This window comes from Cellulosimicrobium sp. 72-3 (assembly GCF_013127315.1).
Lineage (GTDB): Bacteria > Actinomycetota > Actinomycetes > Actinomycetales > Cellulomonadaceae > Cellulosimicrobium > Cellulosimicrobium funkei.
Genome location: NZ_CP053419.1, coordinates 3,799,056 through 3,823,724, shown reverse-complemented (window position 1 = coordinate 3,823,724; position 24,669 = coordinate 3,799,056). Strand labels below are relative to the sequence as shown.

Genomic DNA, 24,669 nt, shown 5'->3' with positions numbered 1-24,669 from the left:
CGACGGTCGACACCCGCCACCGGCACCAGCACCCCGGCGGGCGAGGGCGTCCCGCGCCCTCGCCCGCCCCGCACACGAAGGAGCTTCCCGTGGGGAAGAGAACCACCGCGCCGCACCGTCGCGTCGCCGCCCTGGTCGTCGCGAGCGCGCTCGCCCTCGGCGGCTGCACGGCCACGACGACCGACCCCGAGCCCGACCTGCTGCTCCGCCTCGGCCACTCGTACGGCGCCGGGAGCCTGCAGGACCGCGCCGCGAACCGGCTGTCCGAGCAGGTCGCCGACGCCTCCGACGGCCGCGTGACGATCGAGGTCTACCCCGCCTCCCAGCTCGGGAGCTGGGAGGACATGCAGGAGGGTCTGGAGTTCGGGGCCGTGGACATCGTCGTCGAGTCCGTCGGCTCGCTCGAGCGCTACACCGACCTCGCCGCGATCGAGGGCGTGCCGTTCCTCTACGAGGACGAGGACCAGTTCCTCGAGGTCTGGGACGGCCCGCTCGGCGACGAGATCATCGAGGCCATCCGGGAGGACTCCGGGTTCCTGCTGCTCGGCCAGATGTACCGCGGCGGGCGCGTGCTCAACACGCAGCGTCCCGTCACCGAGCTCGCCGACGCGCGCGGCCTCAAGCTGCGCGTCCCGACCCAGCAGACCTACCTCGACACGTGGCACGCGCTCGGCGCGAGCCCCATGCCGCTCGCGCTCAGCGAGGTCTTCCCCGCGATCGAGCAGGGCGCGGTCGAGGGCCAGGAGAACCCGATCGACGTCGTGCGGTTCAACTCGTTCTACGAGGTCGCGCCGCACGTCACGCTCACGGAGCACGTGTTCGGCAACTTCCACTTCCAGGTCTGGGCCGACGCCTACGAGGGCTGGCCCGACGACCTCCGCGCGATCGTCGACGCCGAGATCGACGACGTCTCCTCCTGGTACCGCGAGACGTCGATCGCCGAGCGGCAGGAGAACGTCGACTTCCTGGTCGAGCGCGGCGTCGAGCTGCACGAGATCGACCGCGCCGAGTGGGCCGAGGCCTCGTCCGAGGTGCTCGACCACGTCGACCCCCAGGTCGTGGAGTGGGCCGAGCGCATCCGCTCGGGCGACGCGTGACGCCGTACCGCGGCCCCGAGCCGCGCCGGCGCGTCGACCGCGCCGCCCGCGACGACCGACGACCCGACCCACGAGAGGAGACACCGATGCGCGGCGCGATCGCCGACGACTTCACCGGGGCCACCGACCTCGCCGGCAACTGGAGGGCCCGTGGTCTGCGGACCGCCGTCGTGCTGGGCGTCCCGGGCCCCGACGACCTCGCGGACCTCGCCGACCACGACGCCGTCGTGGTCGCGCTGAAGATCCGCTCCGTGCCCGCCCCCCAGGCCGTGGAGCAGGCGCGCGCGGCCTACCGTGCGCTCGCCGCGCTCGGCGTCACGCAGGTCTACGACAAGTACTGCTCGACGTTCGACTCCACGCCCGAGGGCAACATCGGGCCCGTCGCGGACGCGCTGCTGGAGGAGACCGGCGCGCGCAGCGCCGTCGTCGTCCCGGGGTTCCCGGACGCGGGCCGCACCGTGTTCCGCGGCCACCTGTTCGTGGGGGACGACCCGCTCGACCGCAGCCCCATGAAGGACCACCCGCTCAACCCCATGTGGGACTCGCGCGTCGCGAACCTCCTCGCGGCGCAGACCGCGCACCCGGTCGCCGAGGTGCCGGTCGGCGTCGTGCGGGCCGGCGAGCAGGCGCTGCGGGGCGCGATCGTCGCGGCCGAGGCGGAGGGTGCGCGGTACGTCGTCGTCGACAGCATCGACAACGACGACCTCGCCGTCGTCGCCCGCGCGACGTCCGACGCCCCGCTCGTCACGGGCGGCTCCGGGCTCGCGCTCGGCCTGGACCCGACGGGCGCGACGCTCGGCGACATCGCCGCCGTCCCGGGCCGACGCGCGGTGCTCGCGGGCAGCGCGTCGCGGGCCACCCAGGCGCAGGTCCGGGCGGCCCTGCCGCACCTGCCGCACCAGAAGGTCGACGTCGCGGCGGCGCTCGCGGACCCGGGCGCGGAGGTCGAGCGGCTCCTCGCGTGGGCGCGCGAGCGCTGGGCGGAGCAGCCCGACCGGCCGGTGCTCGTGTACTCCGTGGGTGAGCCGGACGACGTCGCGCGCGGCCGTGCGGTGACCGCCGACGCTCCTGCCGTGGTCGAGCGGCTGTTCTCCGCGCTCGCGCCGCGGCTCGCGGAGGCGGGCGCGACCCAGCTCGTCGTCGCGGGCGGCGAGACGTCGGGGAGCGTCGTCCAGGGGCTCGGGGTGCACGTGCTCGAGGTCGGGCAGCTCCTGAGCCCGGGCGTGTCCTGGCTGCGCGGTCGCCGCCGTGGGGCCGACGACGTCAACCTCGTCCTCAAGTCGGGCAACTTCGGCACCGAGGACCTCTTCGTCACCGCGTGGGAGGAGCTCGCATGAGCGACCTGGTCGAGGAGCTGCTCGCCGCCGGGCGCGGTCTCGCCGCGAGCGGGATGTCGCCCGGGACGTCGGGCAACGTGTCCGTGCGCGTCGGCGACGAGGTGCGCATGAGCGCGAGCGGCACGTCCCTCGCGACCCTCACCGCCGAGCAGATGGCCCGCACCGCGCTCGACGGCACTCCCGTCACCGAGGGCGACGGCCCGACGCCGCGCCCCACCAAGGAGTGGCCGCTGCACCTCGCGATGTACGCGCGCGACCCGGAGTACCGCTGCGTCGTGCACCTCCACTCGCCGAGCGCCGTCGCGGCGTCGTGCCTCGCTCCGTGGCGCGAGCACACGGCGTTCGCGCCGGTCACGCCGTACGTCGTCATGCGCGTGGGCAACGTGCCCCTCGTGCGGTACGCCGCGCCGGGCGACCCGGCGCAGGCCGAGCGCGTCCGGGGCAGCGCGCTGCGCTTCCACGGCGCCCTGCTCCAGAACCACGGGTCGATCGCTGCCGGGCGCACGGTCGCGGAGGCCGTCGACCGCGCGGTCGAGATCGAGGAGGCGGCGCGCGTCCGGCTGCTGCTCGGGGACCGGCTCGACGCGCGGCTCCTCACCGACGACGAGGTGCGCGAGCTCGTCGAGGCGTACGGGCAGCCCTGGGGCTGACGTCCGGGCGAGGATGGTCCGGTGCCGACCGACCCGCCGTACGCGCGCCCGACCGCCGACGACCTCGCCGCCGCGCGCGGCCGCGAGATCGAGGACTGGCTGCGGCCTGACCTCGACGTGCTGTTCTGCGGGATCAACCCCGGGCTGTACTCGGCGGCGGTCGGGCTGCCCTTCGCGAACCCGGGCACGCGGTACTGGAAGGCGATGCACGAGGCGGGCTTCACCGACCGGGTGCTCGGGCCGTGGGAGCGCGACGCGTTCCTCGACGCCGGCCTGGGGATGACGAACGTCGTGCGCCGGGCCACGGCCCGCGCCGACGAGCTGACGCCGGAGGAGATCGTCGGGGGCGGACGCCGCCTCGTCGAGACGGCGGAGACGTACCGGCCGCGGTGGGTCGCGGTGCTCGGCCTGGGCGCGTACCGCACGGCCTTCGCGGACCGTCGCGCCACGACCGGCCCGCTGGAACGGCGCGTCGGCCCCGCGCGGGCGTGGCTGCTCCCGAACCCGAGCGGCCTCAACGCGCACCACACGGTCGCGACGCTCGGCGCGGCGTACGCAGAGCTGCGCGTCGCTGCGGGGCTGCCGGACCGGCGTCGGACCTGAGCGCCGCGCGGGGAGAGCCGGGCTGTCGCCGCCCGCGCGCGCGTCGGCCGTGACATCTTGCTTGTTGACTCTTGCGAGAAGTTGTTGACTTGTGTGAATCGGCCCGGGAGACTCGAGGTCCCGAGGTCGACGCCGTCCCGGGTTCTTGCCCCCTCACCGTCGAGGAGACACCCCATGAAGCTCTCCCTGTCCCGGGCGCGCACGCGTGCCACCGCTGTCACGGGTGCGCTCGTCGCGCTCGGGCTGGTGGTCTCGGGCGCCGCCGTCGCGACCGCCGCCCCGTCGGCGCCCGCTGCGCCCACCGCAGCCTCGACCGCCGTCGCCCCGACGATCGCCCCGGTCGTCGACGCCAACTTCCCCGACCCGGACGTCCTGCTCGTCGACGGCGTCTACCACGCCTACGCGACGAACGACCAGGGCCGGAACGTGCAGCACCGCACCTCGACGGACCTCGTCACGTGGAGCGCCCCGACCGACGTCGCGCCCGACCTCGGCGCGTGGGTCAGCGAGACGTGCACGTTCTCGCCGGGCGGCGCGACCGACCGCTGCGTCTGGGCGCCCGAGGTCGCCGCGGTCGAGGGCGGGTACGCCCTCTACTACACGGCGCGCGACGCGACGTCGCCGCGCCAGTGCATCGGCCTCTCGCTCTCCGACTCGCCCGAGGGGCCGTTCGAGCCCGTCGGCGACGACCCGTTCGTCTGCCCCAACGGCGAGGACGGCACCGAGGACCTCGGGGGAGCGATCGACGCCGGGACGTTCGTCGACGGCGACCAGCTCTACCTGCTGTGGAAGGCCGACGGGAACTGCTGCACCGGCAAGACGGCGATCATCTTCGCCCAGCCGCTGTCGCCCGACGGCACCACCCTCACCGGGCCGGCCACCGAGCTGATCCGCGTCGACACGGCGTACGAGGGCCGCGTCGTCGAGGCGCCGACCGTCGTCGAGCGCGACGGCACCTACTACCTCTTCTACTCCGCGAACGACTTCTACGGCGGTGCCTACCGCACGTCGTACGCGACGGCGCCGAGCCTCGACGGCCCGTGGACCAAGGCGACGACGGAGCTCATGACGAGCGACCGCTTCCAGGGCGACGTGCGCGGGCCGGGCGGGCAGGACGTCGTCACCGCACCCGACGGCTCGGACGCGATCGTCTTCCACGGCTGGAACGCGGCGTTCACGTACCGCGCCATGTACGTCGCGGACCTCGAGTGGTCGGCCGACGGCGTCCCGTCCGTCCCGCAGGCGTCCGACCGCTACCAGGCCGAGGACGGCGTCGTGACCAACGCGCGCGTCGTGGCCGACGGCGGGGCGTCGGGCGGGGCGAAGGTCGGCGGCCTGGACTTCGCCGACTCCTCCGTGACGGTCGAGGTGCACGCCGACGCGGCCGGTCCGGCGCTGCTCGGCATCCGGTTCGCGAACGGCTCGCAGGACGGCGCGGCGCGCGTCCCGTCCACCGGGACGCTGGCCGTGAACGGCACGGTGACGGAGACCGTCGTCTTCCCGCACACCACGTGGGGCAACTGGCAGACGTCCGAGCACCTCGTCGACCTCGTCGCCGGGGCCAACACGATCACGCTGACGCGCGCGACGTTCTACACCGAGCTCGACGCGTTCGACGTCTACCCCGCGACGCGCGACCCGCGCCCGTCGGCGCCGCCGGTCATCCCGTCGGACGCGACGCGGTACGAGTTCGAGGACGGCGTCATCACGCGCGGCTCCGTCGGGAGCGCCGCCGGGGCGTCGGGCGGGCAGAAGGTCGGCGGGCTCGACTTCCTCGACAGCTCCGTCGCCCTCCAGGTCCACGCCGACGAGGCCGGGCCCTACACGCTCGGCGTGCGGTTCGCGAACGGCTCCGAGCGCGGCGGCTACACGCTGCCGTCGTCGAGCACCGTCACGGTGAACGGCGCCGACGCCGGGGTCGTCACCTTCCCGCACACCACGTGGGGCAACTGGCAGTCCGTCACGCACCAGGTCGAGCTCCAGCAGGGGTGGAACACCGTCACCCTGACCAAGCTCACCTGGTACACCGAGCTCGACGCGCTCGACGTCTTCCCGGCCGAGGCGCCGCCCGTCGACCCGCAGGTCACCGTCACCGCGCAGCCCCGCTGCCTCGGCGGTACGCCCTACCTCGCCGTCCGCGCGACGAACGACGGCGACGAGACCGTCGCCGTCGCCCTCACCACCCCGCACGGCGAGCGGGCGTTCGCCCAGGTGGACCCGGGCAAGAGCGCGTACCAGTCGTTCAAGGTGCGCGGCGGGGCGCTCGAGGCGGGCGAGGCGCTCGTCGCGGTCACCGACGTCGCCGGCACGACGACGGAGGTGACGGCCGCGTACGACGCGCTCACCTGCGCGTAGCCGCCTCCTGACCCGCAGACCGCGGTGCCGCCCGGCCGATGGGCGGCACCGCGGTCGTGCGTCCGGGCCGGAGCGACAGGTCCGTGCGCCCAGGGCTGCGCCACAGGCCGAGGCGGGGGATCGTGCGGCGGTCAGGCGCGGGGGCGGTCCCACGGCAGGTGGGCCCGGACGACGAACCGGCCGTCCTCGACGCCCGCCGAGAACGTCCCGGCGAGCGCCTCGCAGCGCTCGCGCATCCCGACGATCCCGGTGCCGCTGCCGGGGACGCCCAGGGCGTCCGCGGTGAGCGCGTTGCGGACCGTGAGGTCGACGCCGTCGCCGGGCCGGGCGCGCACGTCGACGTCCGCGCGGGCGCCCGGGGCGTGCTTCATCACGTTCGTCAGCGCCTCCTGCACCACCCGGTACACCGCGCGCGTGAGCGCCGGCGGCGCGGAGTCCGCGTCCGTGACGAACACCGTCGCGGCGAGGTCGACGCCCGACGAGCGCGCCTCGTCGAGCAGCGCGGCGAGGTCGCCGAGCGCCGGGGCGGAGCCCGTGTACTGCTCCGCGCCGTCGCGCAGCGACGTGATGAGCGCCCGCATCTCCTCGAGCGCGCGGTGGGCGGACGAGCGCATGGTCCGGGCGGCGTCGGCCACCTCCGGGTCCTCGGTCGTCACCTCGAGCGCCGACGCCTGCAACGACATGACCGACAGGTTGTGCGCGACGGTGTCGTGCATCTCGCGCGCGATGAGCTCGCGCTCGTCCTGCCGCGACAGCTCGGTGCGCAGGTGGTCGGTCTGGCTGCGCAGGTCCTCCGCGTGCGTGCGCAACGTCTCGGCGCGACGGGTCTCCACGGCGGCGGTCTGCTGGGCGACGTGCGCCCGGCCGGCGTAGCGGCGGACCAGTCCCGCACCCACCGAGAGTGCGACGAGCAACACCCCGATGACGACGTAGCCGGCCGGGGGAAGGTACGTGGTCTCCCCGCCGGTGGCGGGCGTGAAGGAGAAGATCACCGAGTCGCCAGGTCGTGCGCCGTCGCGCCAGAACGACGCGGCCACGGCCGCCGCGGTGGCCGCCACCGATCCGAGGAGCACCGGACGCCGGTCCTCCCGCGCGAGGACGAACGGCAGCGCGAGGAGCGGGGCGAGCGCGCCGACGGGCGTGAGGATGCCCGCCGCGGCGGTCCCGAGACAGACGGCGACGGGGTGGCGGATGCGCCAGATCACCGCGGCGGACACGCACGCGGCCAGGACGAGCCACAGGATCGAGAGCCCGAGCTGGCCCCCGCTGATCTCCTGACCGTGGCGTGCCGAGTCGAACGACAGGCCGACGATGCCGACGAAGAACGTCGCGGCGACCGCCACCGTGGTTCCTGCCCCGGACCAGAACCGCCGCGCCCGCCCGGGGGCGGGGGCCGCCGTCGGGCGCGCGCCGCCGACGGGGTGCGGCGGCAGGTGGCCGATGGGGGTGCCCGCGGCGGCCGGTCCGGTCGGCGCCGGCGGCCAGGTGGGCCCGGGATACCCGGGTGGCGGGGCACCCGGGTGGCCGGGCGCCGGGTAGCCCGGTGGAGGCGCGGCGCCCGACGGCACCGCGGGGCCGCCCGGCTGCTGCGGCGGGGGGTACATGCGGCGAGCATACGCACGGGCGCCGACGCCCGGCCTCCGCCGACCGGCTCGCGCGACCGGCCCGGATCTCCTCCGGTCGGCCGGCCCGGACGAGCCGGTCGGGCGATCCGCCCGACGGTGCCGCGCGGCCACGATCGTCCTCGAACGCAGCGACCACGACGCACCGAGGAGACCACGATGTCCGCACCCCACGAGGGCCAGCGCCCCGACCAGCCGGGCGCGTACCCGGCCCAGCCCGGCCCGACGCCGACCCCGGGCCAGCCCTACTCGTCGCCCCTCGGGCCGGGCGCCCCCGGAGCAGCCGGTCCGACGCCGTACGCCGCCCACCCCGGTCAGGCGGGCTGGGCCGGTCAGCCGGGTCAGCCGGGCATCCCGGGGCAGCCGGGATTCGCGGGGCAGCCAGGTCAGCCGGGTGCGGCCGCGTTCGCGGGGCAGGCGCCGGGCGTCCCGCCGCGCAAGAGCTGGTTCGCGCGGCACAAGATCCTCACGGGCCTCGGGGTGGTCGTGATCCTCGCCGTGATCGGGGCCGCGCTCGGCGGCGGAGGAGGGGACGAGCCCGAGGCACCGGCACCGGTCGCGGGGTCGAGCGCCCCCCAGGATCCCGCCGAGCCCGCCCCCGAGGCGCCGGACGAGGAGCCCGCTCCGGAACCCGCGGCGGCCGCGGTCGGCACGCCGGTGCGCGACGGCAAGTTCGAGTTCACCGTGACGTCCGTGGAGACGGGGGTCCCCACCGTCGGGGACGAGTTCCTCAACGCGCAGGCGCAGGGACAGTTCGTGCTCGTGCACGTGACGGTGACGAACATCGGCGACCAGGCGCAGATGTTCGACGGCAGCAGCCAGAAGCTCGTCGACACCGCCGGGCGCGAGCACTCCGCCGACACCAGCGCGGCGATCTACCTCGGCGACGCGAACTCGTTCCTCACCGACATCAACCCGGGCAACAGCGTCGAGGGCACCGTGGTGTTCGACGTCCCCGCCGACGCCGTCCCCGCGAGCGTGACGCTGCACGACTCCTTCTTCTCCGGTGGGGTCGAGGTGTCGCTCGGCTGACCGCCGGGGCGTGTCTTCCCGGGCCGTCGCGACGTGCCGGAGCCACGGACGGACACGGTCCCGCGCTCGCTGCACCGCCGCGCACCCCGCACCCCGACGCCGGGGGCAGGGGTGCGCGGCGGTGCGCGTCAACCGCCCGGGAGGTCGTCGGTGACCAGGCGCGACCTGGCCTCGTAGACCTGGAGCGGGTCGGCTGCGCTCGTCGTCGTCGCGGTGCCCGTGACGTCGGTCCAGCTCGGCGTGCCGGTGATCCGGAACTGCCCGGACCACGTCGTGGTCAGCGTGATCGTCACCCGGTCCGCCGGCTGGCCGTACGTGTGCGCGACGGTGTGGTGCGGGTACGCGGCGCCCGGGTCGGTCGTCGTCACCGGACCGCTCCCGTCGCCGTAGTCCCAGGTGAACGACTGCGGGGTCGCCCGGATCTGGACCGGGATACCGAGCAGCGTCGTGTCGAGCACCTGCTCGTCGGGCTCGGTGTAGGTGATCGTCGGCACGTTGACCACGGTCCAGCCGTCCGGCGGCTGCACGACGACGGGCGACGGCGCGATGGTGAGCTGGCGGAACGCCGCCTCGGCCTCGGCAGTCAGGTCCGCCGCGCCGACGCACGACCCGTCGTCGACGAACTCCCACCCCGACACCGCGGTGCGCGACCCGTCCGGGGCGTTCGTCCACGTCTGGCGGAAGAGCGGGTCCATCGCGAACTCCTCCGGCGCACACTCCTGGGAGTGGTCGACCGGGGTCTGTCCGCCCGGGCATGCCTGCACCAGCCCCGGAAACGTCGTCGCGGTGTCGCCGTCGAAGCAGCGGTAGGCAGGACCTCGCCGAAAGGCCTCCGATGCGGGACCGCCGTTTGCCGCTTGCGGGACGTGTTCGGTGCCGCCATGCGGTGTCTGCTGCGCATGGACGATCGCTTGATCGTCTTGGAACTCGGATGAGAAGATCCCGCCGTCGTCCGCGGAGTAAGCGGCGCCTTGCCCGATGGCAAGGAGCGTGGTGGCTGTTCGAGTGAGGAGAGCGACGCGGCGCACTAGTCCGATCCTCCGACTGCGAGCACCAACCAGTTTCCGTCCTTTTCAAGCATGTCGATCTGGAGCTGTCCCGATTCGCCGTCGTCGTCAGAAACTACGTTTCCATCAGGCGCGACTCTGCGATGCGGAGACTGGTCGAAGTCAAAGAGGATCGGGTAACCGCCGATGAGATCGTCGAATGCACCGACGTTGGCGTTCGACAGAGTGATCTCTGCTCCGCTGAACGCGTCTCCCTTGTCTCGGATGCTTCTCGCCTCGCTGCTTACGGAGGTGCAGAAGTCACACGTTTCGGCCCACGTCATGGCGTCCCACTCGGCCGTGTCGCCGGTGCTCATCACATACGGGTAGAGCTCGAGGAAGTACTCCGCCGCCGCAGCAGCACCCTCGGCGTCGTCGCGATCCATGGCCGCGGGTCGTTCGGGCTTCGGGGGCCCGGTCGTGGTCGGCTCGGGTTCGGGTGCCTCCGTGACGGACGGCTCGGCCGATGTCTCGACCGGAGGTGACGGTGCGGGTTCACCCCCGCCGGTGCACCCGGCGACCAGGCACCCGGCCGTCACGACGACGCCCAGGCCGAGCGCTCGCCGTCGGGCGCTGCTCCTCGACGGGAGTGCTCGGGCGCTCCCCACCGTTCCTGCCGGTCGTCCTCCGACCGGCGCATGACGCGTACGACTCACCAGACCCCCTGCCCGCGAACCGGGCGGCGCGGCCCGGACCGGGCGGCACCGCGCGAACGCCACGAACCTAGCGAAACGCCGTGCGACGCGGAACCGCCCGTCCCGCCCTGTGGACGACGCCTCACGAGGTGTCCACCACGTGACCGCTCCACAGGTGCGGGTGGCGCGGCGGGCACGGCTCGGTGAACGTTGCCCGACGCCCGCCCCCGCACCCGCCCATTCCCGGACAAAACCGGCGCGATTGCTTCCTATGCTCCGAGTGGCCGCCCACCCGCAGGACGGGTGCCGCGCCGGCCGTGACCTGCACCCTCGGACGAGCGGACCTGTGCTGTGACCACCGTTCTCACCCCGGAGTCTCCGGGCTCCCCGGGCGCGCCCCGCGGCGCCGCGCCGGGCCCCGCCTCCCCGGCCACCGGCCCGGGCGCGACCCGTCCCGGCGCGCCGGGATCGCCTGCCGGCCCGACGTCGTCGGGCACCGACCGCGAGGTCCAGACGCTGCACCGCAGCCGCCTGGACGCGCGCCGCCGTCGGCGGAACCTGCTGTGGGCGCTCCTGCTCGCGGGCCCGAACGTCCTGCTGCTGCTGGTGTTCGTCTACCGGCCGCTGCTCCAGAGCTTCTACCTCTCGACGCTCCAGTGGAACCTCGGGTCGCCGGTCGCGCGGCCGGTCGGGCTGGGCAACTACGTCGAGTGGTTCACCGCCCCGACGACGGGTCGCATCGTCACGACGACGCTCGTCTTCACGCTCGCGACCGTCGGCGGCGCGATGGTCCTCGGCCTGGGCCTGGCGCTGCTGCTCAACCGCCGCCTCAGGGGCCGCGGCGTCGCCCGGACCGTCGCGTTCGCGCCCTATGTGCTGTCGGGCTTCGCGGTCGGGATCCTGTGGCTGTTCATGTTCGACCCGCGCTACGGGCTGGTCCAGGAGCTGCTCGGCTGGGTCGGCGTCGCGTCGCCGCAGTGGTACACGCAGCGCCCGTGGCCGCTCGTGATGATCGTCGTGGTCTACCTGTGGAAGAACCTCGGGTACGTCGCCCTCATCTACCTGGCGGGCCTCCAGTCCGTGCCGCAGGACCTCAAGGACGCGGCCGCGCTCGACGGCGCGTCGTCGGCCCGGACGCTGCGCTCGATCGTCCTGCCGCTCCTCACCCCGACGACGTTCTTCCTCGTCGTGACGATGCTCCTCGCGTCGCTCCAGTCCTTCGACATCATCAAGGCGATGACGCAGGGCGGCCCGCTCGGCTCGACGACGACGCTCATGTACTCGATCTACGAGGAGAGCTTCGTCAACGGGCGCGCCGGGTACGCGTCGGCGGTCGCCACGGTCCTGTTCCTCGGGCTGCTCGCGGTGACCGCGGTGCAGATGCGGTTCGTCCAGCGGAAGGTCCACTACGCATGAGCGCCGTCGCGCCCGCCCGTCCCGAGACGGCGCCCGCCACGCCGGCCGTCCTCGCGCCCCGCCCGTCGGGCGCACCCCGTGCCCGACGCCGGGCCCTCCAGCCGGGCGGGTACCTCGCCCTGGTCCTCGCGACCGTCGTGCTCGGCGCGCCGCTGGCGTGGATGGTGCTCGCGAGCATGAAGACGCCCGCCGAGCTGTACACGGTCCCGCTGCAGTGGCTCCCGGGCAGCGTGAACCTCGACAACTACGCGCAGGCCGCGGACTCGATCCCGCTGGGGCGCCTGCTGCTCAACAGCGTCGGGATCACGGTCGTGGGCTCGGGCCTCAAGGTCGCGCTGGGCCTCACGTGCGCGTACGCGCTGGTGTTCCTCGACTTCCCGTTCAAGAAGGTCGTGTTCGGGCTCGTCATCGCGACGCTCATGATCCCGCCGCAGATCACGATCATCCCCAACTACACGCTCGTCGCGAGCCTCGGGTGGCTCAACACCTACCAGGGCATCCTCGTGCCGGGCCTCGCGAGCGCGTTCGGGACGTTCCTGTTCCGCCAGCACTTCCTCACGCTGCCGCGCTCGATCCTCGAGGCCGCCGAGCTCGACGGCGCGGGGCACTGGCGCAAGCTGTGGCGGTTCGTCGTGCCGATGAGCACGCCGACGCTCGCGGCCGTCGCGCTCGTGTCGGTCGTGACGGAGTGGAACGACTACCTGTGGCCGTTCCTCGTCATCGACCGGCCCGACAAGATGACCCTCCCCGTCGGCCTCACGCTGCTGCAGAACACCGACGGCATGACGAACTGGGGCGTCCTGCTCGCCGCGACCGTGGTCGTGACGCTGCCGATCCTCGTCGTCTTCCTCGTCCTGCAGCGCCGCCTCGTCGCGGGCCTCACCGCGGGCGCCGTCACCGGCTGACGCGCACGCGTCCGACCACCGGACTCCCCGGCCCGCCCGCAGCGGTCCGGGTTCCCCGAAGCGCACCGAGACCCGGTGCACGACCTGAAGGAGCACCTGTGTCCCACCGCACCGCACCCGGCCGGCCCGCGCGCCGCCGTCGGGCCCGCGCCGCCGCCACCGCCCTCACGGCGGTCACCGCCCTCGCGCTCACCGCGTGCGCCGGCCCGAGCGTGGCCGGGGCCGACGGCGCCGGTACCGCGGGCGACGACGCGGCGGCCGAGGCCGTCGACTGGTCGGCCGTCGAGCCCGCGTCCGAGATCACGTGGTGGAGCAACCACCCCGGCACGTCGCAGGAGATCGAGCAGGAGCTCATCGACCGGTTCGAGGAGGAGTCCGGCATCACGGTCGACCTCGTGACCGCGGGCGCCAACTACGACGAGGTGGCCCAGCGCTTCCAGGCCGCCTCGCAGACCGACGAGCTGCCGGACGTCGTCATCGCGTCCGACGTGTGGTGGTTCCGCTACCACCTCAACGACCAGATCCTGCCGCTCGACGACGTGCTCGAGTTCGTCGACGCCGACGCGGACGACTTCCAGCCCGCGCTCTACGCGGACTACGAGTACGACGACCAGCACTGGGCCGTGCCGTACGCGCGCTCGACGCCGCTCTTCTACTACAACAAGGACCTGTGGGCGGCGGCCGGCCTGCCCGACCGCGGGCCGGAGACGTGGGCGGAGCTCGAGGAGTGGGACGCGTCGCTCAAGCCGCTCGTCCCGTCGGGCGGCTCGACGCTCGGCCTGTCCACCGGGCCGTCGTGGGGCGCGTGGTGGTTCGAGAACATGATCTGGGGCCAGGGCGGCGCGTACTCCGACGGGTTCGACCTCACGCTCGACTCGGAGGAGTCGGTCGCGGGCGGCCAGTTCCTGCACGACCTCTTCCACGAGAAGGGCGTCGCGACGCTCTCCGCGGACGACGCGATGGTCGACTTCTCGTCGGGTCTCATCGCCTCGACCATCGGCTCGACGGGCTCGCTCAAGGGCGCGCTCGACGCGGCGTCGTTCGAGGTCGGCACGGCGTACCTGCCCGACGGGCCGGACGGCGGCGGCACCCCGACCGGCGGCACCGGGCTCGCCATCCCGGCGTCGAAGTCGCCCGAGCAGCAGCTCGCCGCGGCGATGTTCCTCGCGTTCCTCACGGACACCGAGAACACCGCGTACTTCTCGCAGAACACGGGCTACATGCCGGTGCGCACGTCGGCCGTCGAGTCCGACACCATGAAGGCCATCTACGAGGCGACGCCGCAGTTCCGCACGGCCGTCGACCAGCTCGCCGACAAGGCGCGCCCGCAGGACGACGCGCGCGTCTTCATCCCGGGCGCCGACGCGCTGCTCAACGAGGCGATCGAGCAGATCGTCATCGAGGGCGCGGACCCGGCGGCCGCGTTCGAGTCCGTCGCGCCGCGCATCGAGACGGCGTACAGCGAGAACGTGGAGCCGTACCTGTGACGGCGACCGCCCTCGCGCCCACGGGTGCGGTGCCGGAGCGGGCCGCGCGCCCGCGCGTGATCGCGCACCGCGGCAACAGCTCCGTCGCCCCGCAGAACACGCTCGCCGCGTTCGAGGCGGCGTGGCGGGCGGGCGCGCACAGCATCGAGATCGACGTGCAGCTCACGGCCGACGGCGAGCCCGTCGTCATCCACGACGACACCGTGGACGCGACGACGTCCGGCAGCGGCACGGTCGCACGGCTCGACCGCGCGGCGATCCGGGCGCTCGACGCCGGGTCGTGGTTCTCCCCGGCGTTCGGCGGCCAGCGCGTGCCGACGTTCGGCGAGGTCGTCGACCTCCTCGTGCGGCGGCCGGGCACCGACCTGCTGCTCGAGCTCAAGGGGTCGTGGACGGTCGAGCAGGTGCGGCGCGTCACCGGGCCGATCCGCTTCGCGGGCATCGCCGACCGGGTCGTGGCGCAGAGCTTCTGGCCCGAGACGGTCGCCGCGTTGCGCGAGGCCGACCCGGGCCTGCGCCGCGGGCTGCTCGTCGTGGCGCTCGACGACGACGTGCTCGCGCGGTGCGCGGAGCTCGACGTCGTGACGTGCAACCCGATGGGCGCACTCCTCCTGGAGGACCCCGGCCTGGTGCAGCGCCTGCACGACGCCGGTCTCGAGGTCGCGGTCTGGACGCTCAACGAGCCCGCGCACTGGGCCGCCGCCGTCGACCTCGGGGTGGACGCGATCATCACCGACCGTCCCGACCGGCTCGCGGGCTGGCTCGCGGCCCGCGGGGTCTGAGGCCCGGACCGGTCCCACCGGGGTCGCGCGCCGGACGCTCGTCGTCCGGCGCGCGGCCCCGGTCTCGCGTCCCGCCGCGGACGCCTCCCGGGGTCAGCGCACGACGATGGTCGTGACGACGTCGGTCACGCTCGGCCGGGGCGGCGTCGACCCGAAGCCGAACCGGACCGGTGGGACGACGTCGCGCAGGTCGCCCAACGACGTCCCGTCCCAGCACGTCTGCGCGGCGACGAGCGCGCGGACGTCGGTCGCGCCGTAGTGCTCGGTGCGCCCCGGCCCCGCGCTGCCCCGCGTCCGGACCCCGCGCAGCAGCACGCGCGCGACGGGGTCGGTGAGCACGGTCGCGTGCCGCGACGTCGCGACGCGGCGCGGCACCACGCGCAGCACGTGACCCAGGACGGTGCGCGGCCCGACGGCGAGCCGCGCCTCGAGCGGCCCGGCCACCACGTGCCAGCCCGGCAGACGGCCGCGGCCCGGGCGCGCACGCGCCGCGTGGCCGCCCGCGGCAGCGGGCACGGCGTGGGCCGGCTCGTCCGTGACGACGACCGGCACCAGGACGACCCGGTCGAAGCGGTAGGTCGACGCGACGAGCTCCGCGACGGGGCGCGACGGCGCGAGGAGGAGGCGCTCGCCGTCGGGCCGCTCGACCATGACGTCGGCGAACGCGCCGAACGGCGACGCGTCCCAGCGCCCGACGACGACCCGCGTCCCGGACGCCGTGCCCCAGCCCGCGATGCGGCCGCGGAACCGCAGGACGCTCGACATCCCGGCAGCGTAGGCCGCGCCTGGCGGGCACGCCCCCGTTCGGCGCGCGAGCCGTCGCGCGGGGCGGGACGCTCGGGGGAGGCGGCGACCGCCGTCGGGCAGCAGGAGGTGACCCGTGCCGAAGACGACGCGCGACGGCGACGCGAAGCAGTCCGAGATCCCCAGCACGCTGCAGCGCTCGGACGAGAAGGCGCAGCGCACGTTCGCGAAGGCCTACGACGCCGCGATGGAGCAGTACGGCTCCGAGGAGCGCGCGCGGCGCGTGGCGTTCGCGGCGCTCAAGCACACGCACGAGAAGATCGGCGACCACTGGGAGCCGAAGGACGTGCCCGGCCCGTCCGACGAGCGCGCCGAGGAGGGCGGGCTCGACTCGACCACGGACACCGCCGGGGGCGTCGACGCGAACGCGACGATGGAGCACCTGCTCGACGTCGCCCGCAGGCTCGACGTCGACGGCCGGTCGACCATGACCAAGGACGAGCTCGTCGAGGCGATCCAGCGCGCCAACGACCGCGCGACCCGCCGCGCCCGCGGCGACTGACCCCCACCCCGCGACCACGCCTCGACCTCGCGCGACCACGCCTCTACCTCGCCGAGGTAGAGCCCCGGTTCCGCGAGGTAGAGCTCCGGTTCGCGAGGTAGAGCTCCGGTCCCGCGAGGTAGAGCTCCGGTCCCGCGAGGTAGAGCCGTGGTCCTCGGGCGGTCGGCTCGTCGGCGTCAGGCGGGCCGACGGCGGTGGGGGACCCGCACGCGGTCGAGGTCCTGCGCGACGGTGAGCTCGCCGTCGAACACCTCGCGGGCCTCGCGCCAGAACTCCGTCGGGTCGGGGTAGCGCTGGGAGAAGTGCGTGAGGACGAGCGACCGGACGCCCGCCTCGGCCGCGACCGTCGCCGCCTGCCGGGCCGTGAGGTGGCCCCAGCGCTCGGCCTGCTCATGGTCGCGGTCGAGGAACGTCGACTCGATGACGAGCAGGTCGACGCCGTCCGCGAGCCGGTGCACGGCGTCGCACAAGCGTGTGTCCATGACGAACGCGAACGACTGGCCGGGCCGGGGGCCGCTCACGTCGTCGAGGGTCACGGTCCGGCCGTCGGGCGTCGTGACGCGGCCCGCGCGCTGCAGCTCGCCCACGACGGGCCCCGCGAGCCCGTGGCGGGCGAGGAGCGCGGGGTCGAGCGAGCGGCCGCCGGGCTCGTCGAGGCGGTAGCCCACGGCCTCGATCGTGTGGTCGAGGCGCTCGGCGCGGAGCGTGAAGCCCGGCGCGGGGCGGCCGGGGACGGGCGGGACCACGCCGTCGGTCGTGACCGGCTGGAGCTCCAGGTGGCCGCGGCGGTAGTGGGCGCTCGCGTCGAGCAGGTGGTTCACCCACCGCTGGCCCGACGCCGGGTAGGTCACCCCGATCGTGTGCCGCACCCCGTCGCCGCTGATGCGCTGGGAGACGCCCGCGAGCCCGAGGCTGTGGTCGCCGTGCAGGTGCGTGATCGCGATGCGGGTGAGGTCGGTCGCCGACACGCCGGCGAACGTCATCTGCCGCTGGGTGCCCTCACCGGGGTCGAAGAGGATCGCCTCGTCGTCCCAGAGCAGGACGTACCCGTTGTGGTTACGCGTGCGGGTCGGGACCATGCTGGCCGTCCCCAGGACGACGAGCTCGCGGCGGGACATGGGCCCAGCGTGCCACGCCGCGCTCGCTGCCGGGCTCGTAGGGTGGCAGGAGACCCCCGCACCCGAGAACCGGAGAACCATGCGCCTGCTCCTCGTCCGTCACGGACAGACCCCGTCCAACGTCGCCGGCCTGCTCGACACCGCCCTGCCCGGGCCGGGCCTCACCGCCCTCGGGGCGCGCCAGGCGGCGGCGATCCCGGACGCGCTCTCGGGCCGCGTGGTCGACGGCGTCGCGGTGTCCACGCTCGTGCGCACGCACCTCACGGCGGCGCCGCTCGTCGAGCACCACGGTCTGGAGCCGCTCGAGCTGGACGGCCTGCGCGAGGTCGACGCGGGCGACCTGGAGATGTCCGCCGACCACGACGACCACGCTCTCTACCTGGAGACGGTCTTCGCCTGGGGCCGTGGCGAGCCCGACCGGCGGGTGCCCGGCGGCCCCGACGGCACCGAGTTCCTCGACCGGTACGACGACGCCCTCGCCGCCGTCGCGCGGACCGGGTGGGAGACCGCCGTCGTCGTGTCGCACGGTGCGGCGATCCGCGCGTGGGCGTGCGCGCGCGCCGCGGGCGTCGACGTCGACCGGCTCGCGTGGACCCCGCTCGCGAACACCGGGCTCGTCGAGGTCGAGGGGGACCCGGCGTCGGGCTGGCGGTTCGTCGGGCTGAGCGACGGGCCGCTGGGCGGCGCGTTCCTCGACGACCTCGTCGCGGAGGACCCGACGGGCGAGTCCGTCGACGAGGAGGAGCGCCGCGCCGCGGCGGACGACTGACCCCTACCACTCGGTCGGAATGACGCAATGATCAGATCATTGCGTCATTTCCTATGCATCGCACGGACCTGGCGGTCGTCACGTTCGTGACATACGCTCGACGGATGGCCGACGCACCGCTGCCCGCGCCGAACGAGCGCGCGCTCGAGTCCGACATCGTCACGGACCTGCGCGAGCAGATGACGTACGGGTCGTACCTGCACCTCGACACGCTGCTCGCCGCGCAGGCGCCCGTGAGCGACCCGGAGCACCACGACGAGATGCTGTTCATCGTGCAGCACCAGACGACGGAGCTCTGGCTCAAGCTCGTGCTGCACGAGCTCCTGTCCGCGCGCGACCTGCTCGCCGCCGACGAGCTGGGCGCCGCGCTCAAGCGCGTCGCGCGCGTCAAGCACGTGCAGCGCACGCTCACCGAGCAGTGGTCCGTGCTCGCGACCCTCACGCCGAGCGAGTACGCGCAGTTCCGCGGGTTCCTCGGGCACGCGTCGGGCTTCCAGTCGTGGCAGTACCGCGCGGTCGAGTTCCTGCTGGGGAACAAGAACGCGCGCATGCTCGACGTGTTCGACGCCGAGCCGGACGCGCGTGCCGAGCTCGCCCGCCTGCTCGCCGAGCCGAGCGTCTACGACGAGTTCCTGCGCCACCTCGCGCGGCACGGCCACGACGTCCCGCAGCGCGTCCTGGACCGCGACGTCACGGTCGCGCACACGCTCGACGACGACCTCGTCGAGGTCTTCCGGCGCATCTACGACGACCCGGAGACGTACTGGTCGGCGTACGAGACGTGCGAGGAGCTCGTCGACCTGGAGGACAACTTCCAGCTCTGGCGGTTCCGCCACATGAAGACGGTGCTGCGCATCATCGGCACCAAGCGCGGAACGGGCGGGTCGAGCGGCGTCGGCTTCCTCCAGCGCGCCCTCGACCTCACGTTCTTCCCCGAGCTGTTCGCCGTCCGCACCGAGATCGGGCGGTCGTGAGCCTCGGCCGGGCGGGCGACGGCGGCACCTGGCTCCCGCCGCTCGCGGACGCGCACGTGCACCTCGGCCTCGTCGACCCGGTCGCGGTGCGGCGCGGCGGGATCGCCGTCGTGCACGACCTCGGGTGGGTGCCCGACGTCGCGCGCACCTGGTCCGGACGCCCCGGCTTCCCGGTCGTCGCGTTCGCGGGCGCGTTCCTCACCGCCCCCGGCGGCTACCCGTCGGACCGGTCGTGGGCGCCCGCCGGGTCGGTCGAGGAGGTCGGCTCGCCCGAGGCGGCCGTCGCCGCCGTCGACCGCCAGGTTGCCGCGGGGGCCTCGTTCGTCAAGGTCGCCCTGCACTCCGGCGCCGGTCCGGTGCCCGACGACGTCACCCTCGCCGCGCTCGTCGGTCACGCCCACGCGCGGGGCAGGGACGTCGTCGCGCACGTGGAGGGGCGCGGCATGGCGGCCCGTGCGTTCGAGGCGGGCGTCGACCGGCTGGCGCACGCCCCGTTCAGCGAGCGCCTGCCCGACGACCTCCTGGCGGCGATGGCCGGCCCCCGCCCCGCCGACCACGCCGTTCCACCCGGTCGAGCACGGGGTTACGGGCGAGATGAGCCGGATGGCGACCGTAACCCCGTGCTCGGCGGGGCGGGGAGTGGCCGGGTGGGTTCGGTGGGTCCGGTCGGGCGGGTGAGCTGGGTGAGCACGCTCGACGTGCACGGGTGGGGGAGCCCGACGGCCGAGCAGGACGTCGCGATCGACAACGTGCGGCGGTTCGTCGCGCTCGGCGGGACGGTCGTCTACGGCACCGACCTCGGCAACGGCCCGCTCCCGCCCGGTGTGAACGCCCGCGAGCTGCGGGCGCTCGCGGAGGCCGGCCTCGACGCGCACGCCCTCCTGGGCGCGATCGCGCACGACGGCGCCGCGCCCGACCCCGACGGCGCCGCGACCTGGGTCCCCGGCGACCCGCCCGATCTCGACGACCCCGACGACGTGGCCGCGTGGTTCGCGCGCGCCGTCGTCGTGGCGCGACCCGAGCCCCACGGTGCGCCGCGCGCACCCCGCACCCCGGAGGACCGGCGATGACCGACCGCACCGATGCCACGACCACCGACCACGCCACGCGGTCGGCCGCGCTGGACGCGGCGGACCCGCTCGCGCGGTTCCGCGACGCGTTCGTCGGCTCCGACGAAGTCACCGCCTACCTCGACGGGAACTCGCTCGGCCGACCGACGCGCGCGTCGGCCGAGCGGCTCGCGCGGTTCGCGACCGACGTCTGGGGCGCACGGCTCATCCGGGGCTGGGACGAGGAGTGGTACGAGCTCCCGCTGACGCTGGGCGACCGGATCGGCGCGGTGACGCTCGGCGCGGCGGCGGGCCAGACGTTCGTCGGGGACTCGACGACGGTGATCCTCTACAAGCTCGTGCGCGCCGCGCTCTCGGCGCCGCAGGTCGCGGGCCGCGACGAGATCGTGCTCGACGCCGGGAACTTCCCGACGGACCGGTACGTGCTGGAGGGCGTCGCGCGCGAGCACGGCGCGACGCTGCGGTGGATCACGCCCGACCACGACGGCGGCGTGACCCCGGAGCAGGTGGCGGAGGTCCTCTCCGACCGCACCGCGCTCGTGCTGCTCAGCCACGTGGCGTACCGGTCGGGGTACGTGAGCGACGCCGCCGCGATCACGACGCTCGCGCACGACGCCGGGGCGCTCGTCCTGTGGGACCTGTGCCACTCCGCGGGCGCGGTCCCGGTCGAGCTCGACGCGTGGGGCGTCGACCTCGCGGCGGGCTGCACGTACAAGTACCTCAACGGGGGTCCCGGCGCGCCCGCGTTCGGCTACGTGCGCGCCGACCTCCAGGGCGCGCTCACGCAGCCGATCCAGGGCTGGATGGGGAGCGCGGCGCCGTTCGAGATGGGTCCGGCGTACGCGCCGCACGACGGCGTCCGGCGCTTCCTCTCGGGGACGCCCACGATCGTCGGGATGCTCGCGATGCAGGACATGCTCGACCTCGTCGACGCGGCCGGGATGGCGGCGGTCCGCGCCAAGTCCGTCGCGCTCACCGAGCACGCGACCGCCCTCGTGGACGACCTGCTGCTCCCGCTCGGCGTCCGGTACGCGTCGCCGCGCGACCCCGAGCGCCGGGGGAGCCACGTGACCGTCGACCACGACGCGTTCGAGGCCACGCTCCCGCTGCTCTGGGAGCGCGGCGTGATCCCCGACTTCCGCCGCCCGAACGGACTGCGCCTCGGCCTGTCCCCACTCTCGACGAGCTTCGACGAGGTGCGCGTCGGCGTCGAGGCGGTGCGCGACGCCCTGGCCGAGGTCCTCGGCGGCCGGCCGAGCGGGCCGACGGTGCCGGGCGCGGCCGGGCCCGCGTGATCCTCGACGACCTCGACTCCCGGCCCGGGAGCACGACGTCGTTGCTGCGCACCGTCGTCGGGCTGTACGTCCGGGACCTGGGCGGTGCGGTCGCGGTGGCGGACCTGGTCGACCTGCTCGGCGCGCTCGGCGTGCCGCCCGCGGGGGCGCGCAGCGCGGTCTCGCGCGTCAAGGCCAAGGGCCTGCTCGTGCCCGAGACGCTCGACGACGGCCGCGCCGGGTACCGGCTCGCGCCCGACGCCGGGCCGATGCTCGCGCGCGGCGACCGGCGCATCTTCGGGTACCGGCAGCAGGGCGACGACGACCCGTGGTGCCTCGTGTCGTACTCGTTGCCGGAGGAACGGCGCGACGCGCGGCACCAGCTGCGCCGGCACCTCGCGTGGATCGGTGCGGGGAGCGTCGCGGACGGGCTGTGGATCACGCCCGGTCACCTCGTGGACGAGGTCGAGGAGATCCTCGTGGCGCTGGAGGTCCGGGACGCCGCGACGGTGTTCCTCGCGGGGGCGCCGCGCGTCGCGGGGTCGTTCGCGGACGCGGCGGCGCGCTGGTGGGACCTCGACCGGGTCGCGGCGCTGCACCGCACCTTCCTCGCCCGGCACGACAACGCGGGGGCCGACGGCGCCCCGTCCGCTCGAGCGGACGAGCCGCGCGACGCGTTCGCGCGCTGGGTGCGGGCCGTGGACGACTGGCGGCCGATCCCGTACGCCGACCCCGGGCTGCCGTCGGTCGCGCTGCCCGCCGACTGGCCCGGGACGGCGAGCGTCGCGCTCTTCGGCCGGCTCGGGCACGGGCTCGCGGACGCCGCGTCGCACCACGTCCGGGTCGTCGTCGGGCACCGAGGGGAGCACAGTGAGGGGATGAGCGACGTGACGCACGACCTTCCGGCCGCGGTGCGGACCCTCGTCGAGGCGACGAACGCAGGCGACACCGCCCGGTTCCTGACCGCGTTCACCGAGGACGCCATCCTCGACGACTGGGGCCGCCGCTTCCGCGGCCGCACCGAGCTCGCGAGCTGGGACCGGACGGACAACATCGGCAAGCGCTCGCACTTCGAGGTCTCCGGGCTGCGGCCGGGGGCGACACCCGACGAGGTGCTGCTCGACCTCACGGTCTCGGGGGACGGGTACAACGGGCCGGGCACGTTCACCGTCCGCCTGCGCGACGGGCTGATCGCGAGCCTCGTCATCTCCTGACCTGGGGCCCCGCGCACGCGCAGCCTCTCGCGGATGGTCGGCAGCCCGACATGACCGACAGGTCCGGCCGCTCGTGCGCACGGGTGAGGTGGGGTCGATCACACCGGAGCGACTTCACCCGCCACGCGTTCTGGACGCCCGTCCAGTCCGGCCTACGGTGAGAGGGACGGGCCGGTCCCGGTCCGTCGGGACCGACCCCTACCCCACCCGATGGAGCTGTCCGCTCGATGCTGCCCTCACGTCTGTTGCCGCAGTCAACCACTCGTTCCGGCCGGCGCCGCACCGCTGCCGCAGCCGTCGTCGCGCTGGCCGGCGCCGCGCTCGTGCTGCCCGCGTCGGGCGCCGTCGCCGCCGACGCACCGGTGAACCCGTTCGACCTGGCCGGGGGGTTCAGCGTCTACGCCCGCGAGGACGCCCACCTCGGCAACCACGAGACGGAGGGCTCGGTCGCGGTCGGCGGCGAGCTGTCCGTCCGTGCCGACGGGGGCATGTACGCGATCCTCCACCAGGCGGCCGGGACTGCCGACTACACGATCCCCACCGTCGACGGCGACCCCACCCGTCTCCTCGTGGGCGGCTACGCACCGACGTCGGGGACGGTCCAGATCACGAACGGCGGTGCGCCCGCGGACCGGGGTGCAGCGCTCCAGGGCTACCTCAAGGTCGTGGGTGACGACCCGGCGTTCGGCACGTACCAGCGCGCCGACTGGGTGCGGTACCGCACGTCGCTCGACGACTCGCCCGCCGTCGACGCCACGAACCAGAAGTGGCCCGACGGCGCCGCGACGGTGGCGACGGAGCGCGGCTCCGTGGCGGCGTACGTCGAGACGGGTGCCACGGGGGCCGCCGAGGTCCGCCGGTGCCTCGCCGACCTCGTGCCGAGCGGCGCAGCGCACGTGCTCTCCGTGACGGAGGACGTCGGCGACCGCGTCGTCCTCTCCGCGCTCGAGGCCGGGCGGCCGAACGTCGTCGACTACGCGGCGATCGCGGACGCGTACACCGTGCAGTTCGCCGACGGCGTGCTCCCGTCGGCCGACGCCCCGCTGATCGTCTCCGTCCCGGCCGGGACGACCGACCTCCAGGGCTCCGTGTTCGGCGAAGCCGGCAAGGCGGCCTCGTTCGTCATGTGGGACCTGTCGCGGCTCGACGGCCCGATCACGCTCGGTGCCGGCGGGGCGCGCCTGGACGGGTCGGTGTACGCGCCGACCGCCGACCTCACCGTCGAGGCGTCCCCGCTCGACGGGCAGGTCGTGGCGCGCGACCTCACGCTGCTCGGCGGGGAGGCGCACGCCTACCTGTTCGCCGGGTCGATCCCGTGCGGCACCGTGCCCGCCGAGAGCGGCAGCCTCACCGTGACCAAGCGGGTGGTGGGCGACGCCGCGTCGGTCGTCCCCGCGGGCACCGCGTTCACCGTCGCGTACGCCATCGACGGGGCTGCCGGCGAGCTGACGGTCCCGGTGGGCGGATCGGCGACGCTCGACGACCTTCCCGTCGGGGCGGAGGTCGTGCTCGGGGAGCCCGGCTTCCCGGCGGTCGAGGGTGTGGAGTGGGGCGAGCCGACCTGGCAGGTCGACGGCGGCGCGGTCGAGCCGGGCGACGACGGGACGGTGCGGCTGGAGGTCGCCGTGGCCGCGGACGTCGCCGTGACGCTGACCAACACCGCCGACCGGCCGCTCGAGCCCACGCCCGCGCCGACTCCGACGACTCCGACGACCCCGACCGTGCCCACGGACCCGACCGTGCCCACGACGCCCGACGTGCCGGGCACGCCCGACGGGCCGGGAGCACCGGCCGACGGTGGCACGGGTGGTCTCGCGACGACCGGCGTGCAGGCCGCCGGTGTCGCGATCGCCGCGCTCCTGCTCGTCGCGCTCGGCACGGGCGTCCTCGTCCTCCGGCGGCGCCGGGGCGCCTGAGCCGCCTTCCCCTCGTCGCAGGCCTCGACGCCGCGTCCCTTCCGGGGGGCGCGGCGTCGTG

22 protein-coding genes are annotated in these 24,669 nt (G+C 74.7%); 17 read left to right on the top strand and 5 right to left on the bottom strand.

Annotated features, from left to right (window positions below):
• The first annotated feature begins 89 nt into the window (after positions 1-89).
• The 5 genes from HKK73_RS17145 (at position 90) to HKK73_RS17125 (ending at position 6,042) form a co-directional block, all read left to right on the top strand.
• Positions 90-1,097 (top strand): TRAP transporter substrate-binding protein, encoded by a 1,008-nt coding sequence (locus HKK73_RS17145; protein ID WP_021482372.1) that lies wholly within the window; start codon positions 90-92, stop codon positions 1,095-1,097.
• 86 nt (positions 1,098-1,183) lie between these two features.
• The gene (otnK, locus tag HKK73_RS17140; protein ID WP_171468476.1) at positions 1,184-2,434 is read left to right on the top strand and encodes a 3-oxo-tetronate kinase; all 1,251 of its coding nucleotides are present in this window, start codon (positions 1,184-1,186) and stop codon (positions 2,432-2,434) included.
• Positions 2,431-3,084: a class II aldolase/adducin family protein gene (locus HKK73_RS17135; protein WP_171468475.1), complete on the top strand. Its 654-nt coding sequence runs from the start codon at positions 2,431-2,433 to the stop codon at positions 3,082-3,084. The genes otnK and HKK73_RS17135 overlap by 4 nt, the downstream gene beginning before the upstream one ends.
• A 21-nt stretch (positions 3,085-3,105) precedes the next feature.
• Complete coding sequence (gene mug / locus HKK73_RS17130; RefSeq protein WP_171468474.1) at positions 3,106-3,687, top strand: G/U mismatch-specific DNA glycosylase; 582 nt, start codon at positions 3,106-3,108, stop codon at positions 3,685-3,687.
• Between the two features lie 174 nt (positions 3,688-3,861).
• On the top strand, positions 3,862-6,042 hold the full coding sequence (locus tag HKK73_RS17125; RefSeq protein WP_171468473.1) for a family 43 glycosylhydrolase: 2,181 nt from the start codon (positions 3,862-3,864) through the stop codon (positions 6,040-6,042).
• Positions 6,043-6,173: 131 nt separating this feature from the next.
• Here HKK73_RS17125 and HKK73_RS17120 read toward each other — a convergent pair whose 3' ends face one another.
• Positions 6,174-7,646, bottom strand: a complete 1,473-nt coding sequence (locus HKK73_RS17120; protein WP_171468472.1) for a sensor histidine kinase — start codon at positions 7,644-7,646, stop codon at positions 6,174-6,176.
• Between the two features lie 177 nt (positions 7,647-7,823).
• On the opposite strand from HKK73_RS17120, the gene HKK73_RS17115 reads away from it, so the two are divergent.
• On the top strand, positions 7,824-8,696 hold the full coding sequence (locus HKK73_RS17115) for a DUF4352 domain-containing protein (RefSeq protein WP_171468471.1): 873 nt from the start codon (positions 7,824-7,826) through the stop codon (positions 8,694-8,696).
• 128 nt (positions 8,697-8,824) lie between these two features.
• On the opposite strand, the gene HKK73_RS17110 is transcribed toward HKK73_RS17115, so the two are convergent.
• Positions 8,825-9,391, bottom strand: a complete 567-nt coding sequence (locus HKK73_RS17110; protein WP_171468470.1) for a hypothetical protein — start codon at positions 9,389-9,391, stop codon at positions 8,825-8,827.
• A gap of 332 nt (positions 9,392-9,723) precedes the next feature.
• On the bottom strand, positions 9,724-10,281 hold the full coding sequence (locus HKK73_RS17105) for a DUF6318 family protein (protein WP_256380377.1): 558 nt from the start codon (positions 10,279-10,281) through the stop codon (positions 9,724-9,726).
• Between the two features lie 612 nt (positions 10,282-10,893).
• Between HKK73_RS17105 and HKK73_RS17100 the strand changes: the two genes are divergently transcribed.
• The 4 genes from HKK73_RS17100 (at position 10,894) to HKK73_RS17085 (ending at position 14,967) form a co-directional block, all read left to right on the top strand.
• The gene (locus HKK73_RS17100; RefSeq protein WP_171468821.1) at positions 10,894-11,793 is read left to right on the top strand and encodes a carbohydrate ABC transporter permease; all 900 of its coding nucleotides are present in this window, start codon (positions 10,894-10,896) and stop codon (positions 11,791-11,793) included.
• Positions 11,790-12,698, top strand: coding sequence for a carbohydrate ABC transporter permease (locus tag HKK73_RS17095; RefSeq protein ID WP_171468468.1), 909 nt, complete (start codon positions 11,790-11,792; stop codon positions 12,696-12,698). The genes HKK73_RS17100 and HKK73_RS17095 overlap by 4 nt, the downstream gene beginning before the upstream one ends.
• Positions 12,699-12,796: 98 nt before the next feature.
• Positions 12,797-14,185, top strand: a complete 1,389-nt coding sequence (locus HKK73_RS17090; protein ID WP_171468467.1) for an ABC transporter substrate-binding protein — start codon at positions 12,797-12,799, stop codon at positions 14,183-14,185.
• Positions 14,182-14,967 carry a glycerophosphodiester phosphodiesterase family protein gene (locus tag HKK73_RS17085; RefSeq protein WP_253705689.1) on the top strand — a complete coding sequence of 262 codons (786 nt, stop codon included), beginning with the start codon at positions 14,182-14,184 and terminating at the stop codon, positions 14,965-14,967. Before HKK73_RS17090 ends, HKK73_RS17085 begins: the two co-directional genes overlap by 4 nt.
• A 93-nt stretch (positions 14,968-15,060) precedes the next feature.
• Here HKK73_RS17085 and HKK73_RS17080 read toward each other — a convergent pair whose 3' ends face one another.
• Entirely contained in the window at positions 15,061-15,732 is a 672-nt protein-coding gene (locus HKK73_RS17080; protein ID WP_171468466.1) for a hypothetical protein, read from the bottom strand.
• Between the two features lie 115 nt (positions 15,733-15,847).
• Between HKK73_RS17080 and HKK73_RS17075 the strand changes: the two genes are divergently transcribed.
• Complete coding sequence (locus tag HKK73_RS17075) at positions 15,848-16,273, top strand: ChaB family protein (RefSeq protein WP_171468465.1); 426 nt, start codon at positions 15,848-15,850, stop codon at positions 16,271-16,273.
• Positions 16,274-16,449: 176 nt separating this feature from the next.
• On the opposite strand, the gene HKK73_RS17070 is transcribed toward HKK73_RS17075, so the two are convergent.
• Positions 16,450-17,391, bottom strand: coding sequence for a ribonuclease Z (locus HKK73_RS17070; protein ID WP_171468464.1), 942 nt, complete (start codon positions 17,389-17,391; stop codon positions 16,450-16,452).
• A gap of 79 nt (positions 17,392-17,470) precedes the next feature.
• Here HKK73_RS17070 and HKK73_RS17065 point away from each other — a divergent pair, with 79 nt between their 5' ends.
• The 6 genes from HKK73_RS17065 (at position 17,471) to HKK73_RS17035 (ending at position 24,608) form a co-directional block, all read left to right on the top strand.
• On the top strand, positions 17,471-18,160 hold the full coding sequence (locus tag HKK73_RS17065) for a histidine phosphatase family protein (RefSeq protein ID WP_171468463.1): 690 nt from the start codon (positions 17,471-17,473) through the stop codon (positions 18,158-18,160).
• A gap of 104 nt (positions 18,161-18,264) precedes the next feature.
• Positions 18,265-19,134: a tryptophan 2,3-dioxygenase gene (locus HKK73_RS17060; RefSeq protein ID WP_171468462.1), complete on the top strand. Its 870-nt coding sequence runs from the start codon at positions 18,265-18,267 to the stop codon at positions 19,132-19,134.
• Complete coding sequence (locus HKK73_RS18980) at positions 19,131-20,204, top strand: amidohydrolase (protein ID WP_216608008.1); 1,074 nt, start codon at positions 19,131-19,133, stop codon at positions 20,202-20,204. Before HKK73_RS17060 ends, HKK73_RS18980 begins: the two co-directional genes overlap by 4 nt.
• Positions 20,201-21,499, top strand: coding sequence for a kynureninase (gene kynU, locus HKK73_RS17050; protein WP_171468461.1), 1,299 nt, complete (start codon positions 20,201-20,203; stop codon positions 21,497-21,499). Before HKK73_RS18980 ends, kynU begins: the two co-directional genes overlap by 4 nt.
• Positions 21,496-22,692: a PaaX family transcriptional regulator C-terminal domain-containing protein gene (locus tag HKK73_RS17045; protein WP_085387196.1), complete on the top strand. Its 1,197-nt coding sequence runs from the start codon at positions 21,496-21,498 to the stop codon at positions 22,690-22,692. The genes kynU and HKK73_RS17045 overlap by 4 nt, the downstream gene beginning before the upstream one ends.
• Before the next feature lie 245 nt (positions 22,693-22,937).
• Complete coding sequence (locus HKK73_RS17035; RefSeq protein WP_171468460.1) at positions 22,938-24,608, top strand: collagen-binding domain-containing protein; 1,671 nt, start codon at positions 22,938-22,940, stop codon at positions 24,606-24,608.
• Positions 24,609-24,669 lie beyond the last annotated feature (61 nt).

Bases quoted from the DNA above. Each gene is read 5' to 3' on its own strand.
- otnK (WP_171468476.1), top strand. From the start codon at position 1,184: ATGCGCGGCGCGATCGCCGACGACTTCACCGGGGCCACCGACCTCGCC.
- HKK73_RS17135 (WP_171468475.1), top strand. From the start codon at position 2,431: ATGAGCGACCTGGTCGAGGAGCTGCTCGCCGCCGGGCGCGGTCTCGCC.
- HKK73_RS17125 (WP_171468473.1), top strand. From the start codon at position 3,862: ATGAAGCTCTCCCTGTCCCGGGCGCGCACGCGTGCCACCGCTGTCACG.
- HKK73_RS17120 (WP_171468472.1), bottom strand. From the start codon at position 7,646: ATGTACCCCCCGCCGCAGCAGCCGGGCGGCCCCGCGGTGCCGTCGGGC.
- HKK73_RS17115 (WP_171468471.1), top strand. From the start codon at position 7,824: ATGTCCGCACCCCACGAGGGCCAGCGCCCCGACCAGCCGGGCGCGTAC.
- HKK73_RS17110 (WP_171468470.1), bottom strand. From the start codon at position 9,391: ATGGACCCGCTCTTCCGCCAGACGTGGACGAACGCCCCGGACGGGTCG.
- HKK73_RS17095 (WP_171468468.1), top strand. From the start codon at position 11,790: ATGAGCGCCGTCGCGCCCGCCCGTCCCGAGACGGCGCCCGCCACGCCG.
- HKK73_RS17080 (WP_171468466.1), bottom strand. From the start codon at position 15,732: ATGTCGAGCGTCCTGCGGTTCCGCGGCCGCATCGCGGGCTGGGGCACG.
- HKK73_RS17070 (WP_171468464.1), bottom strand. From the start codon at position 17,391: ATGTCCCGCCGCGAGCTCGTCGTCCTGGGGACGGCCAGCATGGTCCCG.
- HKK73_RS17065 (WP_171468463.1), top strand. From the start codon at position 17,471: ATGCGCCTGCTCCTCGTCCGTCACGGACAGACCCCGTCCAACGTCGCC.
- HKK73_RS17060 (WP_171468462.1), top strand. From the start codon at position 18,265: ATGGCCGACGCACCGCTGCCCGCGCCGAACGAGCGCGCGCTCGAGTCC.
- kynU (WP_171468461.1), top strand. From the start codon at position 20,201: ATGACCGACCGCACCGATGCCACGACCACCGACCACGCCACGCGGTCG.